The 17,419-nt window shown below is 68.5% G+C and carries 15 protein-coding genes and 1 riboswitch; of the genes, 7 read left to right on the top strand and 8 right to left on the bottom strand.

What is annotated here, in order from left to right; translation table 11 throughout:
* The first annotated feature begins 16 nt into the window (after window positions 1-16).
* A complete protein-coding gene (locus LEL84_RS06070; protein ID WP_058253105.1) occupies window positions 17-1,123 on the top strand; it encodes a branched-chain amino acid aminotransferase in 1,107 nt (368 codons plus the stop codon).
* Between the two features lie 16 nt (window positions 1,124-1,139).
* On the opposite strand, the gene LEL84_RS06065 is transcribed toward LEL84_RS06070, so the two are convergent.
* The 3 genes from LEL84_RS06065 to LEL84_RS06055 are packed head-to-tail and all read right to left on the bottom strand — an operon-like array spanning window position 1,140 to window position 4,510.
* Complete coding sequence (locus LEL84_RS06065) at window positions 1,140-1,937, bottom strand: adenosylcobinamide-GDP ribazoletransferase (protein WP_226513560.1); 798 nt, start codon at window positions 1,935-1,937, stop codon at window positions 1,140-1,142.
* Window positions 1,938-1,954: 17 nt separating this feature from the next.
* On the bottom strand, window positions 1,955-3,817 hold the full coding sequence (gene cobT / locus LEL84_RS06060; protein ID WP_226513559.1) for a nicotinate-nucleotide--dimethylbenzimidazole phosphoribosyltransferase: 1,863 nt from the start codon (window positions 3,815-3,817) through the stop codon (window positions 1,955-1,957).
* A gap of 3 nt (window positions 3,818-3,820) precedes the next feature.
* Window positions 3,821-4,510, bottom strand: coding sequence for a DUF3043 domain-containing protein (locus LEL84_RS06055; RefSeq protein WP_058253102.1), 690 nt, complete (start codon window positions 4,508-4,510; stop codon window positions 3,821-3,823).
* Window positions 4,511-4,735: 225 nt separating this feature from the next.
* Here LEL84_RS06055 and LEL84_RS06050 point away from each other — a divergent pair, with 225 nt between their 5' ends.
* The 4 genes from LEL84_RS06050 to LEL84_RS06035 all read left to right on the top strand — a co-directional run bounded on the left by LEL84_RS06050 (window position 4,736) and on the right by LEL84_RS06035 (window position 8,004).
* On the top strand, window positions 4,736-5,818 hold the full coding sequence (locus LEL84_RS06050; RefSeq protein ID WP_226514259.1) for a glycerate kinase: 1,083 nt from the start codon (window positions 4,736-4,738) through the stop codon (window positions 5,816-5,818).
* 216 nt (window positions 5,819-6,034) lie between these two features.
* The gene (locus tag LEL84_RS06045; RefSeq protein ID WP_058253100.1) at window positions 6,035-6,394 is read left to right on the top strand and encodes a HesB/IscA family protein; all 360 of its coding nucleotides are present in this window, start codon (window positions 6,035-6,037) and stop codon (window positions 6,392-6,394) included.
* Between the two features lie 176 nt (window positions 6,395-6,570).
* On the top strand, window positions 6,571-7,548 hold the full coding sequence (locus LEL84_RS06040) for a carbohydrate kinase family protein (protein WP_189340143.1): 978 nt from the start codon (window positions 6,571-6,573) through the stop codon (window positions 7,546-7,548).
* A gap of 65 nt (window positions 7,549-7,613) precedes the next feature.
* A riboswitch (guanidine-III (ykkC-III) riboswitch) is annotated at window positions 7,614-7,680 on the top strand.
* Between the two features lie 9 nt (window positions 7,681-7,689).
* Window positions 7,690-8,004: a DMT family transporter gene (locus LEL84_RS06035; RefSeq protein ID WP_068972093.1), complete on the top strand. Its 315-nt coding sequence runs from the start codon at window positions 7,690-7,692 to the stop codon at window positions 8,002-8,004.
* Window positions 8,005-8,059: 55 nt separating this feature from the next.
* Here LEL84_RS06035 and asnB read toward each other — a convergent pair whose 3' ends face one another.
* Window positions 8,060-9,985 carry an asparagine synthase (glutamine-hydrolyzing) gene (gene asnB, locus LEL84_RS06030; protein WP_226513558.1) on the bottom strand — a complete coding sequence of 642 codons (1,926 nt, stop codon included), beginning with the start codon at window positions 9,983-9,985 and terminating at the stop codon, window positions 8,060-8,062.
* Between the two features lie 403 nt (window positions 9,986-10,388).
* Between asnB and LEL84_RS06025 the strand changes: the two genes are divergently transcribed.
* Together LEL84_RS06025 and LEL84_RS06020 are read left to right on the top strand one after the other, a co-directional pair.
* A complete protein-coding gene (locus LEL84_RS06025) occupies window positions 10,389-11,486 on the top strand; it encodes a cytochrome c oxidase subunit II (RefSeq protein ID WP_078112804.1) in 1,098 nt (365 codons plus the stop codon).
* Window positions 11,487-11,488: 2 nt separating this feature from the next.
* On the top strand, window positions 11,489-11,905 hold the full coding sequence (locus LEL84_RS06020) for a cytochrome c oxidase subunit 4 (RefSeq protein ID WP_058253080.1): 417 nt from the start codon (window positions 11,489-11,491) through the stop codon (window positions 11,903-11,905).
* Window positions 11,906-12,019: 114 nt separating this feature from the next.
* Here the strand turns inward: LEL84_RS06020 and LEL84_RS06015 are convergent, their stop codons facing one another.
* From LEL84_RS06015 to LEL84_RS06000, 4 genes are all read right to left on the bottom strand, one after another.
* Window positions 12,020-13,468: a bifunctional phosphatase PAP2/diacylglycerol kinase family protein gene (locus tag LEL84_RS06015; protein ID WP_137808472.1), complete on the bottom strand. Its 1,449-nt coding sequence runs from the start codon at window positions 13,466-13,468 to the stop codon at window positions 12,020-12,022.
* Window positions 13,469-13,677: 209 nt separating this feature from the next.
* A complete protein-coding gene (locus LEL84_RS06010) occupies window positions 13,678-15,300 on the bottom strand; it encodes a cytochrome b (RefSeq protein WP_226513557.1) in 1,623 nt (540 codons plus the stop codon).
* Window positions 15,297-16,454: a ubiquinol-cytochrome c reductase iron-sulfur subunit gene (locus tag LEL84_RS06005; protein ID WP_226513556.1), complete on the bottom strand. Its 1,158-nt coding sequence runs from the start codon at window positions 16,452-16,454 to the stop codon at window positions 15,297-15,299. The genes LEL84_RS06010 and LEL84_RS06005 overlap by 4 nt, the downstream gene beginning before the upstream one ends.
* Window positions 16,451-17,347 (bottom strand): c-type cytochrome, encoded by an 897-nt coding sequence (locus LEL84_RS06000; RefSeq protein WP_058253076.1) that lies wholly within the window; start codon window positions 17,345-17,347, stop codon window positions 16,451-16,453. Before LEL84_RS06000 ends, LEL84_RS06005 begins: the two co-directional genes overlap by 4 nt.
* Window positions 17,348-17,419: the final 72 nt, after the last annotated feature.

Here is a 17,419-nt window from a genome sequence, read left to right as displayed (position 1 = left end):
GCGGTACGATGGCGTGATGACCTTGGAGTTCAACCGTACCGAGCATCCGCACCCGGTGTCTGAGGGCCGGCGCGCGGAGATCCTGTCCGCCCCCGGATTCGGGCGCCACTTCACCGACAACATGGTGATGATCGATTACGACGCAGGGGTGGGTTGGCACAACGCCACGGTGAAGCCGTACGGTCCGATCGCCCTCGACCCCGCGGCCACGGTTCTGCACTACGGCCAAGAGGTGTTCGAGGGGCTCAAGGCCTATCGGCAGCCGGACGGTTCGATCGCCGCGTTCCGCCCCGAGGCGAACGCCGCGCGTCTCCAGCGCAGCGCGGAGCGGCTCGCGATGCCCGCGCTGCCGGTCGAGGATTTCATCGCCTCGCTCAAGGCCCTGCTCGAGGCCGACAACGAGTGGGTGCCCGCCGCCGGCGGCGAAGAGGCGCTCTACCTCCGGCCGTTCATGTTCGCGTCGCAGGCCAGCCTCGGCGTCAACGCCCCGTCCTCCAGCTACATCTACTCGGTCATCGCCTCGCCGGCGGGCGCCTACTTCGCCGGTGGGATCAAGCCGGTGAGTGTCTGGCTGTCCACCGAGTATGTCCGCGCGGCACCGGGCGGCACCGGATTCGCCAAGTGCGGTGGCAACTATGCCGCCGCGTTCCTCGCCCAGCGGCAGGCCACCGAGCAGGGGTGCGACCAGGTCGTGTGGCTCGACGCGATCGAACGCCGCTTCATCGAGGAGATGGGCGGCATGAATCTGTTCTTCGTGTTCGGCTCAGGCGCCGACGCCCGGCTGGTGACCCCCGAGTTGTCGGGCTCACTGCTGCCCGGCATCACCCGTTCGTCGCTGCTGACGCTGGCCACCGATGCCGGCTTCGAGGTCGAGGAACGCAAGATCACCACCGAGGAGCTGCGCAAGGGCGTGGCGTCGGGCGACATCACCGAGGTGTTCGCCTGTGGCACCGCCGCGGTCATCACCCCGGTCGGCCGGGTCAAGGGTGAGGGCGAGGACTACACCATCAACAACGGTGAGACCGGTGAGGTGACGCAGGCGTTGCGTGACACCCTGACCGGCATCCAGCGCGGGACCTTCGCCGACACCCACGGGTGGATGACGGAGCTCTACCGCCGCTGAGCGGCGCCACGACGCCTCAGAGCAGGAGGCCGACGACGCCGATCGCGACCCCGAGTTCGATGGTCGCGCCCAGCACGTCGCCGGTCATCCCACCCATCCGGCGAGCGCAGTGCCTCGTGAACCACCACGCGAAGGCGGTCACGGCCAGCACGATCGCACACCCCCGGACGACGGCGGCCACCTCGACGTGGCCGCCGTCGAATCCGTTGGCGGACAGTCCGAGCGGCACGGTTGCGAGCAGGGCCACCACGAACCACGCGGCGACCGAGGTGCGCTGGGTCCCCGCGACCAGGGCGCCGAAACCGTTGTGGTGGGCCGGTTCCAGGGACCGCCGGGTGCCGACGACTGCGCCGAACCGCCCGAGTGCGATCGCGAAAGCGAGGTCGTACCAACGAGACCCGTTCGCGAGCGCGGCGAACCCGGTCGACTGCACGGCCAGCGTGAGGACCAGCGTCGCGACGCCGAACGGTCCGACGGTGCCGCTGCGCATGACCTCGGTGACACGATCGGGCGTCCCGTAACACCCGAGTCCGTCCGCGGTGTCGGCGAGCCCGTCGAGGTGCATGCCCCGGGTGGCGACGCCGAGCAGCACGACGATCAGCACGCCCGCCGTGAGCGCCGGGAGGTCGGTCTGCGCGAGCCCAAAAGCCAGTCCCGCCGACGCCGCGCCCAGGGCGGCGCCGATCGCCGGGACCGACGCCATGACCGCCGCTCCCAGCTCCCGGTCGGGTGCGGAAGCGCCTGCGTGACCACCGACGGGTACCACCGTGAGCCAGCTGAACGCGGTTCGCAGCGCCCGGATCGGCGAGATCATCTCGGATCGGTTCGGCGTCAGGTCGTCTCGACGCTGGCGTGCTCATCCTCCCGGTCGGACACCCCCGCCTCGTCGAACGTGGCCATCGAGCCGAGCAGGTCGGCGGCGGATTGCACGATCGGCAGTGCCAGGACGGCACCGCTGCCTTCGCCCAGGCGCATCGAGAGGTCCAGCACCGGAACGAGATCGAGGTGGTCCAGGGCGATCTGATGGGCGGGTTCGACCGACCGGTGTCCGGCGATCCACCAGCGCATCGCCCCCGGTGCGAGTTCGTTGGCGACCATCGCCGCGGCGGTGATCACCACGCCGTCGAGAATGACCGGCGTCCGACGCAGCGCCGCTTGGGCGAGGAAGCCGACGGTGGCGGCGAGATCGGCGCCGCCGACGGCGGCGAGCAGCGCGAGGGGGTCGTGGATGACCTTGCGCGCGCGACGCATTCCGTCTCGGATCGCGGCCGTCTTCCGCATCCATCCGGCGTCGTCGACGCCGGTGCCGCGGCCGACGATCTCGACCGGCTCGCGCCGGGTCAGCGCGCCGATGAGGACGGTCGCCGGGGTGGTGTTGCCGATGCCCATCTCGCCGGCGATGAGCAGGTCGGTGCCCGAGTCGACGAGGTCGTCGGCGATGGCGCGGCCGGCGGCCAGCGCCTCGCGTGCCTCGGCGAGGCTGATGGTGTCGGTGGTGCGGAGGTCTTCGCTGCTGCGACGGACCTTGTACCGCGACAGTTCCGGCGGGGTGTCGGCGTCGACGGACATGTCGACGACCTTCACCGCGGCGCCGACACGGCCTGCAATCACGTTCACCGCGGCACCGCCCGCGGCGATGTTGGCGACCATCTGCGCGGTCACCTCGGGTGGGAACGCCGACACCCCGCCGCGTGCGACACCGTGATCGCCGGCGAAGACGACGACGGTGGGGGAGGTGAGTGGCGCGGGCGGACACTGCCCCTGGCAGGCGGCGATCCAGACGCCGATCTCCTCGACGCGGCCCAGCGACCCCGGCGGCTTGGTGAGTACCGCCTGCCGTTTCCGCGCGTCCTGCGCAACCGCCTCGTCCGGAGGCGCGATCGGTGCGAACACCTCGGCATCCGTGGGGTCGGGCCGGGGCCGTTCCGAGACACCCACGCCCGCAACAGGTTCGGGTGCTGTGCCGAAAGTGGTTGCCACCGCGGCCGCCGCTGTGCTCGGCGGTGTCGGAGTGGGGTCGTCGGAGGCGGGCGGAGTCGTCGTCGGGGTGTCCGATGCCGAGGTGTCCGAAACCGGGGTGGCCGACGCCGGGGCGTCCGACGCCGGGTCCGCGCCGGCTGTTGAATGCGGGATTCCGGCCTCGTCGGCGGGTGCTCCGGCGGGGAGGTTGAGGACCCGGCCGGCGACGACGAGATCGACGCGCTCGCACACCTCGGCGACCCGGACGTTGAGGGTCCCGAGCAGGTCCTGGAACACCCGTCCGGCGGGGGTGGGCGGTACGAGCGAGAGGCCGGCTTCCGGGCTGATGATCACCACGTCGGCCGACATCGCGCGCAGGGCATCGCAGAGGTCGTCGATCCGGCCGTCCAGGTCGATCTCCGAACCCGAGGTCCATCCGTGGACGGCGTCGATCTGCGCGGTGAGCCAGTTGCCCAGGTCGTCGACGAGGGCCGGGATGTCGGGCGCGGCGCGCAGGGCCTGGCCGAGATCGGTCGTCTCGACCGTCGTGTACCTGTCGTCGCGGCGTTCGCGATGGAGCCGGACCCGGTCCATCCACTCCCCGTCGGAGGACGTCAGCGGGCCCGTGGCCAGGTAGCGGATCTGACGGTGGCCGTCGAGCAACGACTCTCCGTGCGCGGACTTACCCGAGCGCACGCCGCCGAGGACGAGGGTGCGCACTGCGCGATCGGTCATCGATCAGACTTCGTCGCCCGGCGAGACCATCGGCTTGGGGGCGCGCATCTTGCGCAGCTGCATCGCGCGCGTGAACGCGTACCAGCCCAGCTTGAAACCGCCGTCGCTGGACTCGGGGAAACGTTCGGCGACCCGCCGGTTGACCATGCGGCCCAGGATCACACCGTCGGCCGCCATCAGCACGACGAAGGCGACCAGGATCAGGTTGGTCAGCGCCGCTGCCTGCGGGACCAGGAACATCAACACGATCAGCAGGATCGCGAACGGCATGAACAGCCCGGCGAAGTTGCGTCGGGCGTCGACGATGTCGCGGGTGTAGCGCCGCGAGGCGCCCTTGTCGCGCGGCATCAGGTAGGCCTCGTCGCCGGCCATCATCCGTTCGCGCTGCTGGAGCCGCTTCTCGCGGCGCTCGGCGGAGAGTGCGCGCTTCTCCTCTTTGGAGAGCGTGGACTTCAGTTCCTTCTTGCGGGCGCGCGCCTCGGCGCGGTTCGTCGGGGGCGGTGCGACGGGCCCGCGTCGCTTGTTCTCGGCCTGTCGGCGAGACGGCGTCGGACGACCCTTGCCCGGGGTGTACTTGCTGCCCTTGGTGGAGGGCGCGACGTCGGTGCCGGACTCGTCGTCGGCGGTGTAGGTGGAGACCGAGCTGTCGCCGGAATCCGCCTGGGTGTCGTCCTTCTTCCATGGCAGCTTCACGCTGTAGAGCCTAGGTGATCGATGTTGCGAGACAAACGCGTGGTCGTCGCTTTCGGGTGGTCACCCGGCGTACTCGGCATCCGCGGCGTCGCGCGCTGGCTCGCCGATCCGCCTTGCGTCGATGTCGCGCTGCCGGGTCGGGTTCGGCCACTTACACTCCGTGCTCATGACCGGGAACGGCGCGAAGCGCGGTGGAGCACCCACGGGGCCGACGGCGGGATCCCGGTGCGGATCCTGATCGCGCCGGATTCGTTCGGTGACACCATGTCCGCAGTGGTCGCGGCTCGGGCGATCGCCCGGGGATGGCGTGCGGCACGGCGCGGGGACGAGCTCGTCGTGGCTCCGCAGTCGGATGGCGGACCCGGCTTCGTCGACGTGCTCGCCTCGCGGTTCGGGACCGTGATCGCCGAACCGGTGTCCGGTCCGCTCGGGGCGGGGGTCATCGCGCGATGGCTTCTCGACGACGCGTCGACCGCATACATCGAGTGCGCCCAGGCATGCGGTCTGCACCAGCTGGGCGGGACGCCGACGCCGCGGACGGCGACGGCAGCCGATACCCGCGGAGTCGGCGAGCTCGTCGCGGCGGCGCTGGCGCGCGGGGCCGAGCGGATCGTGATCGGGCTCGGCGGCAGTGCGACCACCGATGGCGGCGCCGGCCTCGTGGCAGCCCTCGGCGGCGGCGACCGCGCCCGGGAGCGACTCCGGGGTGTGGATCTGGTGGTGGCGTCCGATGTGGAGAACCCGCTGCTCGGGCCGTCGGGAGCCGCCGCCGTCTTCGGTCCGCAGAAGGGCGCCGACCCGGAGACGGTCGAACTGCTCGAGACGCGCCTCGCCGACCGGGCGCAGGTGTTGAGTGCGCTCGCCGGCCGGGATGTCGCCGATGAGCCCGGCGCCGGCGCCGCGGGCGGGCTGGGTGCGGCGCTGCTCGCGCTCGGCGGTACCCGGGTGTCCGGTGCCACCGTCGTCACGGAGGCGACCGGGCTGGCGGCCGAGGTGGCCGCGGCCGATGTCGTCGTCACCGGAGAGGGGAAGTTCGACGCCCAGACGCTCCGGGGCAAGGTGGTCGCCGCACTTCACGAGGCTGCCTCGACGATCGGCGCCCGGGGCGCGGGTGCGCCGACGATCGTCCTCGCGGGGCAGGTCGCACTGGGCCCCGACGAGATCCGAGCGGCCGGTGTCGCGGCCGCGTACGCGATCGTCGACATCGCCGGATCGGTCGAGGTCGCGATGAACGATGCGGAGAACCAGCTCGTCGCGCTCGCGACGTCGGTCGCATCCGACTTCCGGGCGGCGGACGGTCCGGGCTGACCTCGGCGTCGCGCCGTGCCGCCGAATCGGGTGCCGACCTCCCGGAAACGCCCGTCCGACTGGACGGGAATACCACGGGGAGGAGTACGGTTGTACGCACGGGCACACCGGTCGACCTCCCGGCAAGCGGGTGAATCCCGAACGACCGTGAGGGCACACCCCAACCACGGCATCGGGCCACGATGCACCGGGACCACACCACTTACAGGAGCATCCATGACCGTGCAGAACGAAACGGGCACAGCCACGAGCACCGGCGTCATCCTCAGCGACGCAGCCGCGTCGAAGGCCAAAGCGCTGCTCGACCAGGAGGGCCGCGACGACCTCGCGCTGCGTATCGCCGTACAGCCGGGTGGTTGCGCGGGCCTGCGATACCAGCTCTTCTTCGACGACCGCACTCTCGACGGCGACATCACCACCGATTTCGGTGGCGTCACCCTCGCCGTCGACCGCATGAGCGCCCCCTACGTGCAGGGTGCCACCATCGACTTCGTCGACACCATCGAGAAGCAGGGCTTCACCATCGACAACCCGAACGCCACCGGCAGTTGCGCCTGCGGCGATTCGTTCAACTGACGCCGTACACGTCAGCAATTTTCCGGTACCGGCCGCATCCCACTTGGGGTGCGGCCGGTGTCGTTTGCCGATGAGTGAGTAGCGTGGACACCTGTCTGCGTCATCACCTGTCCGGGTGAGGTGACCACCTGCTGGGTACATCCGTCGGGCAACCAATCGAAGGGTCGAGATCTCCAGTGGCAATCGTTGTGTGTGGGTCCATCGCAACCGACCATCTGATGAAGTTCCCGGGCAAGTTCTCCGAGCAGCTGCTCGGAGACCACCTCGAACACATCTCCCTCAGCTTCCTCGTGGAGGATCTCGTCGTGCGGCGCGGCGGTGTCGGCGGCAACATCTGCTACGCGATGGGTCAGCTCGGCGGTGCGCCCGTTCTGGTCGGCGCGGTCGGGTCCGACTTCCACGACTACCGCCAGTGGCTCGAAGCCAACGGGGTCGACTGCCGCGGCGTGCGGGTCTCGGAGACCCACCACACCGCCCGGTTCATGTGCACCACCGACGAGACGATGGCCCAGCTCGCCACGTTCTACGCCGGCGCGATGAGCGAGAGCCGCGAGATCGTGCTGTCCGAGGTCATCGCCGAGGTCGGGACGCCCGACCTCGTCCTCATCGGGGCCGACGATCCGGCCGGGATGATCCGCCACACCGAAGAGTGCCGGGCCGCCGGTATCCCGTTCGCGGCGGACCCGTCGCAGCAGCTGGCCCGCCTCGACGGGGAGCAGACCCGCACGCTCATCGACGGCGCCGCCTACCTGTTCACCAACGAGTACGAGTGGGGACTGCTGCGTCAGAAGGCCGGATTGTCCGAGGCGCAGGTCGCGGAGATGGTCGGCGTGCGCGTCACGACGCTCGGCAAGGACGGCGTCGAGATCGTCGACCGCGACGGCACGCGCATCCACGTCCCCGTCGTGCCGGAGACGGAGAAGGTCGACCCCACCGGTGTCGGCGACGGGTTCCGCGCCGGGTTCCTGTCCGCGCTGGCGCGCGGACTCGACTTCGAGCGGGCCGCGCAGGTCGGGTCGATGGTCGCGGTGCTCGTGCTGGAGACCGTCTCGACACAGGACTGGGCATGGGACCCGGACTCGGCCCTGGCTCGGATCGAAGGCGCCTACGGCGCCGAGGCCGCCGCGGAGATCAAGGCGGCGTTCGCCGGCTGAGTCCGGTTCCCCGGGGTGGTGACGCGTCTGACGTTGCCACCCCCGCCCCGGCGTGAGACGTTGGAACGGAGTCCCGATCGAGGACTCCCGGACGAGGGGTGCTGTACCCGGTGTGCGACAAGACGGCCCGGAGGGAGCGTCATGTCGTGGATCGTTCTGATCGTGTCCGGTGTCCTGGAAGCCGTGTGGGCAACCGCGCTGGGCAAGTCTGAGGGTTTCAGCAAGCTGGGTCCGACGGCCGTGTTCGGGGTCGCGCTGGTCGCCAGCATGGTCGGACTGGCGTATGCGATGCGCGATCTGCCGGTCGGGACCGCCTATGCGGTGTGGGTCGGTATCGGCGCGGTGCTGACCGTCGTCTATGCGATGGCCACCGGTGAGGAACCGGTTTCGCTGCTCAAGGCGCTGTTCCTGGTGATGATCGTCGGCGGGGTCATCGGTCTCAAGCTCGCGCACTGACGCCGTCGCCACCGAAGCCGCCCCGGATTCGTGGGCGGCTTCGGTTGTCGGGGAATCAGACCCGCACGGGGTAGGTGTGGTCGATGATCTCCGGGACGATCGTGCCCTCGACGAAGATGCCGTGCCAGACCATGAACATCAGGACCGTCCAGAGACGACGGCTGTTGTCCACCACGCCTTCTCGGTGCTCGTTGAGCATCGCGACAACCGCGTCTTTGGCGAAGATGTGATCGGTCTGCGAATGCGTGATCGTGTCGTGCGCCCAGTCGAACATCTCGGTGCCGGCCAGCCAGTGGCGGATGGGGACCGGGAAGCCGAGCTTCTTGCGATGCAGGACGTGCGCCGGGACGATCTGCTCCAGCGCCTTGCGCAACGCGTATTTCGTTGTGCCGTGCGCGATCTTCTCGTCATGGGGGAGACCTTCGGCGATCGCGAAGACCTCTGGGTCGAGGAACGGCACCCGCAGCTCGAGGGAGTTGGCCATGGTGATCTTGTCGGCCTTGACCAGGATGTCGCCGCGCAGCCAGGTGAAGAGGTCCAGATGTTGCATCCGGGCCACCGGGTCCCAGCCCTGGCTCATCGCGTAGATCGGTGCGGTGACGTCGGTGTGGGTCCATTCGGGACGGTAGTCGCGCAGCACCGCGCGGAGCCGCGCGTCGTCGAAGCTGCGGGCGTTGCCGTAGTAGCGCTCCTCGAGCGTGAGCGACCCGCGGTGCAGCAGGCTCTTGCCGCGGGTCCCCTCCGGAATCCGCTCGGACACCTTGCCCGCCGCACGACGCAGCGCACGGGGCAGCCGGTCGAACGCGGCGAGGGACAGCGGTTCCTTGTAGATCGTGTAGCCGCCGAACAACTCGTCGGCGCCCTCGCCGGACAGGACCACCTTGACGTGCTTGCGCGCCTCGGCGGCCACGAAGTACAGCGGGACGAGTGCCGGGTCGGCGACCGGATCGTCGAGGTACCAGACGATCGACGGGATCGACTCGATGAACTCCGACGGCCCGACGACCTTCACGACATGCCGAGCGCCGATCGCCTCCGCGGACTCGGCGGCGACGTCGACCTCCGAGTAGCCCTCGCGCTCGAAGCCGGTGGTGAAGGTGATGAGGTCGGGGTTGTGCCGGATCGCGAGCGCCGCGATGGCCGTCGAATCGATGCCGCCGGACAGGAACGACCCGACCGTGACGTCGGCGCGCATGTGCTTGGCGACCGAATCGGCGAGGACGTCGGCGATCTCGTCGTAGCGCTTCTGCCGGGTGGCCTCGGTGACCGGGCGAACACCGAACTGCGGGGTGAAGTATCGCCGGATCGACAGGGGACTGCCCGGCGTGGCGGTCGCGTGGCAGCCCGACTCGAGCCGCCGGATCGACGCGTGGATCGTCTCGGGCTCCGGGACGTACTGCAGCACGGTGTAGTGCTCGATCGCGCGGGGATCGAGCTCGGTCGACAGCCCGACGCGTTCGATCAGCTCGAGCAGGCTCTTCTTCTCGCTGCCGAAGATCAGCCCGCCCGGGCCCGACGCCACGAACAGCGGCTTGATGCCGAACGGGTCGCGGGCGAGGAAGAGCGAGCGGTTCTCGGTGTCCCAGATCGCGAAGGCGAACATGCCGCGAAGCCGTTTGACCGCGTCGGGGCCCCAGTGGTGGAACGCTGCGACGATCGCTTCGCTGTCACCCTCGGTCCGGAACAGCACCCCCTCGTCCTTCGCCAGCTCGGCGCGGATCTCGAGGTAGTTGTAGATCTCGCCGTTGAACACCAGCGCGTAACGGTCGGGATTCTCGGGCGGGCCCCAGCGCAGCGGCTGATGCGAATGCTCGATGTCGATGATCGAGAGGCGATTGAACCCGAACACGATGTCGTCGTCGTGCCACGTGCCGGGCTCGTCGGGTCCACGATGCCGCATGCAGTGCGAGGCCACCGCCACCGGTTCGACGACGTCGGCGGCCGTTCCGTCGGATGTCAGCAGGCCGAGCAGACCACACACGTCTCGTTCTCTCCGTTCAGTTGCCAGTCCACGCACGATTCCGACGCCGGGCCGGATCGCGTCCGAGTATGCCTGAAGCGGCGGGCGGAGTTCCTATGTGGCGCGGTGGGCCGTGCGAGCGAACGCGACTGTCGCGCGCGACCCGTGGGCGCCGGTGCGGGGCCGAGGGAGGGGGACACGACGCCGATCGCGCCCCGATTCCGACAGCTTCCGCGGGTTGGTCTACGCTGCGTAGTACTAGGTGCAAGAATTGCTGTGTGTCCACGGCAAGACCTTGCCCCGTGCAGGTCATGTGGCATGCACTCACCTCGGCGCGAGGGCGCCGGTGAGCGAGCAGGAAGGCGTGAAATTGGCACACGGTGGACGGCCCCGAGCGAGGCGTGTCTCATCAGCGTCGCGGACGATGAAGCGACTCGGATTCGTCGCCGCTCTCGGCCTCGGCGCACTGCTGATGTCGGGTTGCAGCGCCAGTGAGGCGATGCGTTTCGGTTGGCCCGAGGGCGTCACGCCCGACGGCAAAGAGATGGTCGATCTGTGGACCTGGTCGGTCATCGCGGCGCTGGTCATGGGTGTCCTGGTCTGGGCGCTGATCTTCTGGACGATCACGTTCCACCGCGCGAACGACGCCAAGAAGGGCGTGTTCCCGCGCCAGACGGCATACAACGTGCCGCTGGAGCTCACCTACACGGCGATCCCGTTCGTCATCATCGCCGTGCTCTTCTACTTCACGGTCATCGTGCAGAACAACGTCGAGGGCAAGAACAACGACTCCAAGGTCGTCGTCGACGTCACCGCGTTCCAGTGGAACTGGAAGTTCGGCTACAACCAGGTCGAGTTCTCCGACGGCACCACCTACAACGGCTTCGAGCAGAACGGAAACCCGTTCGAGGTCCAGGCCCAGACCGGCAGCGGCGCCGAGACCGAGCACGCCGGCAGCGACGAGGGCGGCGAGCACGGTGAGCTGCCCGGTCCGGCCGGCGGTCGTGACGACGACATCCGCGACTACCTGAAGTTCGACCGGATCGAGACGGTCGGCTCGTCGTCGGAGATCCCGGTCCTGGTGCTGCCGACCGGCAAGCGCATCGAGTTCAACATCGCCTCGGCCGACGTCATCCACTCGTTCTGGGTGCCGGAGTTCCTCTACAAGCGCGACGTCTTCCCGTTCCCCGAGCAGAACGCGACCGACCCGATCTTCCAGATCAAGTCGATCGACCGGACCGGCGCCTTCGTCGGCCGTTGTGCCGAGATGTGCGGTACGTACCACTCGATGATGAACTTCGAGGTCCGCGCGGTCTCGCCGGAGGACTTCGACAGCTACATCCGGTTCCGCGAGGCGAACCCCAGCGCCACCAATGCGGAAGCGCTCGCGTCGATCTGCCAGGCACCCGAAGCGGTGACCACGGTGCCGTTCGACACCCGCCGCGCGACCGACGGCTCCGTCGGTGCCACCGGTGATCCCGACAACCCGACCCTCGCCAACTGCACCAAGGAAGTGAGCTGACGATGAAGATCGAGGCACGCCTCTTCGAGATGCTGACCGCCTTCTTCTTTCTGACGGGCGTCGCATACACCCTCTTCACCGCGTTCACCAGCAAGGGCATCGAGTGGGTCGGCGTCGTCGGCCTGTTCTTCGCGGCCGGCCTGACGCTCATCGCGGGCACGTTCTTCCGGTTCGTCGCCCGGCGCGTCGAGATCCGTCCCGAGGACTACGAGGACGCCGAGGTCGAGGACGGCGCCGGGGAGCTGGGCTTCTTCAGCCCGCACTCCTGGTGGCCCATCCTGATCGCGCTCGGCGCCTCGACGTTCGCGGTCGGTTTCGCGACCGGCAACTTCTGGCTGGCGATCTTCGCGGCCGTCGTCATCATGGGCACCGCGGCGGGACTGGTCTTCGAGTACCACGTCGGCCCCGAAAAGCACTGAGCGACAGGCACTGACGCCGACGCCGCACGGCGCCGCGCACGCACCACGAGAGCGCCCCACCGGATCTCCGGTGGGGCGCTCTCGTGTCTTCGCCGAGCGACCCTCGGTGAGCGGTCAGGGACGCTCCCGGCCGACCGGCCGGAAGACCTTCAGGACGCGGTAGTCCACGCGGAAGTCGGCCTGCGAGAACGACTCCTCGACCTCGCCGTCGTGTGACACCGCGACGGGGCCGTCGACCGCGGTGAAGCGGAACTCGGGGACCTGCATCTCGTGGTACAGGTGAGAGCGTTCGAGACGACCGAGCGCCAGTGAACCCAGGAGGCGCAGGGTCGCCCAGCGATGGCTCGTCTCGAGGATCCGTACGTCGAGAAGGCCGTCGTCGAGCCGGACGCGTCGCGACGGCAGGAATCCGGTGGGCTGGTAGATCGAGTTGCCGACGAGGAACAGGGACGCGTCGAGTACACGGCCCTCGACCTCGATTCGGACGTGCGGATCTTTGCGGAGGACGTGCAATACGGCCGCCGCGGTCGCGAGCGGCCGGCTGATCCGCCGCTGCAGGCGTCGGCGGACCCGGACGAAGTCGGGGTGCGCGCCGATGCTCGCGGTGTTGAGGATCAGGCGGGAGTCGTTGAGCCACATCGCGTCGACACGGGACGCCGAACCCGAACGGATCGCGTCGATCGTAATGTCCACCGTGCCGCAACCGATGTCACGCGCGAAGTGGTTGAACGTGCCGGCCGGGAAGACCGCGACGGGAATGTCGGCGGCCAGCGCAGGAGCGGCGGCACATGCCACGGTGCCGTCGCCACCGGCCACCCCGAGGATCTCCGCTCGGGCCGCCACGTCGGCGAAAACGGCTGCCATGTCGTCGGTCTCGTCGAGTTCGATGATCTCGGCGGCGGGTAGCCGACCACGGATCTCCTCGAGGACCCGGCGCCCACGGCCGTCCGCGGAGCCCGGGTTGACGACGACGACCAGACCTGCCCCGTCGGGGTTGGGTCCCACGTCGACGACCGACGGGGCGGCCAGGGACAGCGACGGTTCGGTGATGGGCGGCACGACACGGGCACCGATGGTGGCGATGACGGCGCCGATGCCGAGCCCCGCGACCACGTCGCCGGGGTAGTGTGCCCCGGTCGCCACCCGGGACAGCCCGACGAGCCCGGCCAGTGCCGACAACAACAGACCCGCGGGCGGATTCTCGACGGCCACACCGACGGCGAAGGCGGCAGCACTGGCCGAGTGTCCGGACGGCAGCGAGTTCGACGTCGGGCGTCGACGACCCCGCCGGGACAACGGGATCAGTCCGTGGGAGGGCCGCGAGCGGTTGCGGATCCGCTTCGCCCCCTGGTTGGTGACCAGACTCGTCACGGCGAGCGAGACCAGTCCGCGTGCGGCACCGCGCTGCAGCGAGGGACGGCCGGACACGGCGAGCCCGGCGGCGATCGCCATCCACAGCTTCGAATGGTCGGCGGCCCGGGTGAGTATCGGCATCGTCACGTCGAGGAGCGGGCTCGGGGACCGGGCGATCGAATCGTAGATCTCGGCATCGAGAGTGCCCATCCCGCGGGTGATCTGGGACAGACCGGAACTTCGGGGAGGTGACCGGTGCATGGGGTACACCGTGCCACATCGGACCCGCGCCGGCAGCCACCCCGGGGGAGGGGAGTGGTGTCGGTCGGCGACGTGAGCCACTATGCACAACGAACCGCGGGCCGTCGCGCACCAGATGGTGCTCGACGGCCCGCGGTGGGTCGTGCGACCTCGTGTGACTACTCGCCGAAGGGGTTGCCGCCCTTGGCCTGCAGCTCGCGGAGGGCCTTCCGCTCGTCGGCCTCGATCTCGTGCTCGAGTTCGACGTTGCGCAGCTGCTCCTCCGGCGGATCCGCCGTGAGGATCGAACCCGTACCCGGGGCACCGGCGGAGCCGAGCTTGTTCATCCGCTTGGGCAGTGCCGCACCCTCGTAGGGGAGCGGGATCGGGTGACCATGGCTGTCGACCGGGCCGAGCGGCTGGTGGATCTCGATGTACTCACCCTGCGGCAGCCGCTTGATGATGCCGGTCTCGATGCCGTGTGCCAGTACCTCGCGGTCACTGCGCTGCAGCGAGAGCGCCCAGCGGTAGGCGATGAAGTAGACCAGCGGCGGCAGGACGATCAGACCTATGCGCCCGATCCAGGTGGTCGCGTTCAGCGAGATGTGGAACTTGAACGCGATGATGTCGTTCATACATGCGATCGTCAGCAGGATGTAGAACGAGACCGCCATGGAGCCGATCGCCGTCCGCACCGGGGTGTCGCGGGGACGCTGCAGCAGGTTGTGGTGCGCGTCGTCGCCGGTGAGCTTCTTCTCGATCCATGGGTAGGCGAACATCAGGCCGAAGATGATGGTCATGATCAGCACGACCCAGTTCGACATCGGCACCGTGTAGTTGCCCAGGTAGAGCTCCCATGCCGGGAACAGACGTATCAGACCGTCGGTCCACATCATGTAGATGTCCGGCTGAGATCCGGCCGACACCTGTGCCGGGTTGTACGGACCGATGTTCCAGACCGGGTTGATCTGGAAGACGCCCGACATGATCGCCAGGACGCCGGTGACGAAGGCGAACATCGCGCCGGCCTTGGCGGCGAAGACCGGCATGATGCGGACGCCGACGACGTTCTTCTCGGTGCGGCCGGGGCCGGGGAACTGCGTGTGCTTCTGGTACCAGACCAGCGCGAGGTGTGCGCCGATCAGAGCCAGGATGATGCCCGGGAAGAGCAGGATGTGCAGCACGTAGAGGCGCGGGATGATGATGACGCCGGGGAAGTCGCCGCCGAACAGTGCCCAGTGAATCCAGGTGCCGACGACCGGGATACCGAGGACGATGCCACTCATGGCGGCGCGGACGCCGGTGCCCGACAGGAGGTCGTCGGGGAGCGAGTAACCGAAGAAGCCCTCGAACATCGCCAGGATCAGCAGGAGACAACCGATGATCCAGTTGGCCTCACGCGGACGTCGGAACGCACCGGTGAAGAAGATGCGCATCATGTGGATGATGATCGACGCGGCGAACAGCAGTGCCGCCCAGTGGTGGATCTGACGGACGAAGAGACCGCCGCGCACCTCGAACGAGATGTTCAGCGTCGTCTCGTACGCCTTGGTCATCATCACGCCGTTCAGCGGCTGGTAGGCGCCGTCGTACACCACGCGCGTCATCGACGGATCGAAGAACAGCGACAGGTAGACGCCCGACACCAGCAGGATGATAAAGCTGTACAGCGCGATCTCACCCAGCATGAAGGACCAGTGGGTGGGGAAGACCTTGTTGATCTGGCGACGCATGCCCGCGGCGAGGTGATACCGCGAGTCCACTTCTTCGGCTTGAGTGCCGAGGCGTTCGGCGATGCTCATGACTTACGCTCCCAGAATGCCGGACCGACGGGCTCGATGAAGTCGCCTGCGGCAACGAGGTAGCCCTCGTTGTTCACCGTGATCGGCAGCTGTGCCAGCGCACGTGCGGCCGGTCCGAAGATGGGCTTGGCGTACTCGAGCGCATCGAACTGCGACTGATGGCAGGGACACAGGATGCGGTTGCTCCGCTGCTCGTAGAGCGAGGCGGGGCAGCCGAGGTGGCTGCAGACCTTGGTGTAGGCGAAGTAGTCACCGTAGTTGAAGCTCTCCTGACCCTTGCGCTTGACCGCACGGGCCGCATCCTCGGGACGCAGACGGATGAGCATGACGGGGTTGCGGACCTGGTGCAGGCCCTCCTCCAGCAGATGGCGGGAGTGCTCGGACTCGCCGAACCCGTCCGAACGACGCCACGGGAACACGGTTTCCATACCGCCGGCGTCGAGATCTTCCGGCCGGACCAGGGCGACCTGGAACGGGTTGCCGGTGTCACGCCGCAGGTAGATGGTCTCGTTGGGCGCTTCCGGCGGGTTGTAGATCGGCGACCATCCCGAATGCCACAGCGGCGAGTCGGGGCCCTCGGCCCACGGGTTCTTGATGAAGCCCCCGAGGAAGGCCACGAGTCCGGTGACCGCGAAGGCGCCGAGACCGAAACCGGCGGAGCCGATGATCATCTTGCGACGACCCAGCGTGGACGTGGCGCCGGTGTCCTGGAGCAGACCGACGATCGTCTTCTTGTCGACCTCGGCCGATCCGCCGTCGTGACGATCCTGAACCGAGATCTCGGCCGGGATGAACTTCTTGGTGATGAGGATCAGCGCAACGCCGATGGCGAACACCGACAGACCGAACGTCACGCCGAGGAGTGGCGTGTTGAACGTGTACCACCAGTAGTTCGGATCGTCCGGGAGGGCGAATTCCCAGTGGTTGAACAGGAAGATCCCGAGGCACGCGAGGGCGGACACGCCGGCCACGGTGAACCAGATGGCCACCTGACGCTCGGCCCGCTTCTCGACCTTGGTGCCCGGCACCGAGTAACGCTCGGACCGGTGGATGATCTCGACGCCGTCGAGATTGGTGCCGAGTTTGACGAGCTCATCGGTGCTCATCTGTTCGAGTTCGTCCCGCGACGGGACGTCTTTGTCGTTCGCGCTCATGCTCGAGATCCCATCCACATGGCGCCGGCGACGATGGCGATGACGCCGACGAACCACATGACCATGCCTTCACTGACCGGGCCGAAACCACCGAGGCCCAGACCACCACTGGGCTTGGCCTCGCTCACGTACTTGACGTAGGCGATCACGTCCCGCTTCTCTTCCGGATCGAGCTGACGGTTCGAGAACTTGGGCATGTTCTGCGGACCGGTCAGCATCGCGGTGTAGATCTGCGCCTCGTTCACCCCGTCGAGGTTCGGCGCGAACTTGCCCGAGGACAGTGCGCCACCGCGACCGGTGAAGTTGTGGCACGACGCGCAGTTCAATCGGAACAGCTCACTGCCGCGTCCGATGCTGTCGCCGCGCAGTGACTCCATCGCGACGGTGCCGTCGGCATTGCGCGGCACCTGCGGTCCGCCACCCTCGGCCTGGATGTAGGCGCCGAGCTGGTCGATCTGCTCGGTGGTGAACTTGGCCGGCTTGCGCTGGGCCTGCGCCTCACCACGCGCCGCCGGCATACGTCCGGTCGACACCTGGAAGTACACGGCGGCGTCGCCGACACCGAGAAGTGCGGGACCGCGCTCGGGCACGCCCTGGAGGTTCGCGCCGTGGCAGGTGATGCACGAGGTCTCGTAGAGCTTGCGACCGTCGTCGATCATCGCGGCGTTGCTCTCGTCGGCGACCGCGACCTGCGGCTCGGGGGTCAGCACCGAGGCGAGCACACCCGCCATGACGAGGCCGGCCAGCAACACGATGGTGCCGCCTGCGCGCCGACGGAGCTTGCGTCGGGCCTTGGCGCGGCGGCCGGCGTCGCGTGCAGAGGAGCGTCGGGCCGAGGCATCGGGTCCGACCTCGGTGCCGCTATCCGACGGACGCGGTGGAGATGAACTCATCTGTGACTCTCTACTAAGCGGGACGGACTGTTGTTAGATCGAGCTGCGCTCGGTCGTGGTGGAACGGGCCGG

The organism is Gordonia sp. WA4-43, from assembly GCF_020520305.1.
In the GTDB taxonomy this organism is placed as follows: Bacteria; Actinomycetota; Actinomycetes; order Mycobacteriales; family Mycobacteriaceae; genus Gordonia; species Gordonia hongkongensis.
This window is presented reverse-complemented; position numbering and strand designations above follow the sequence as displayed.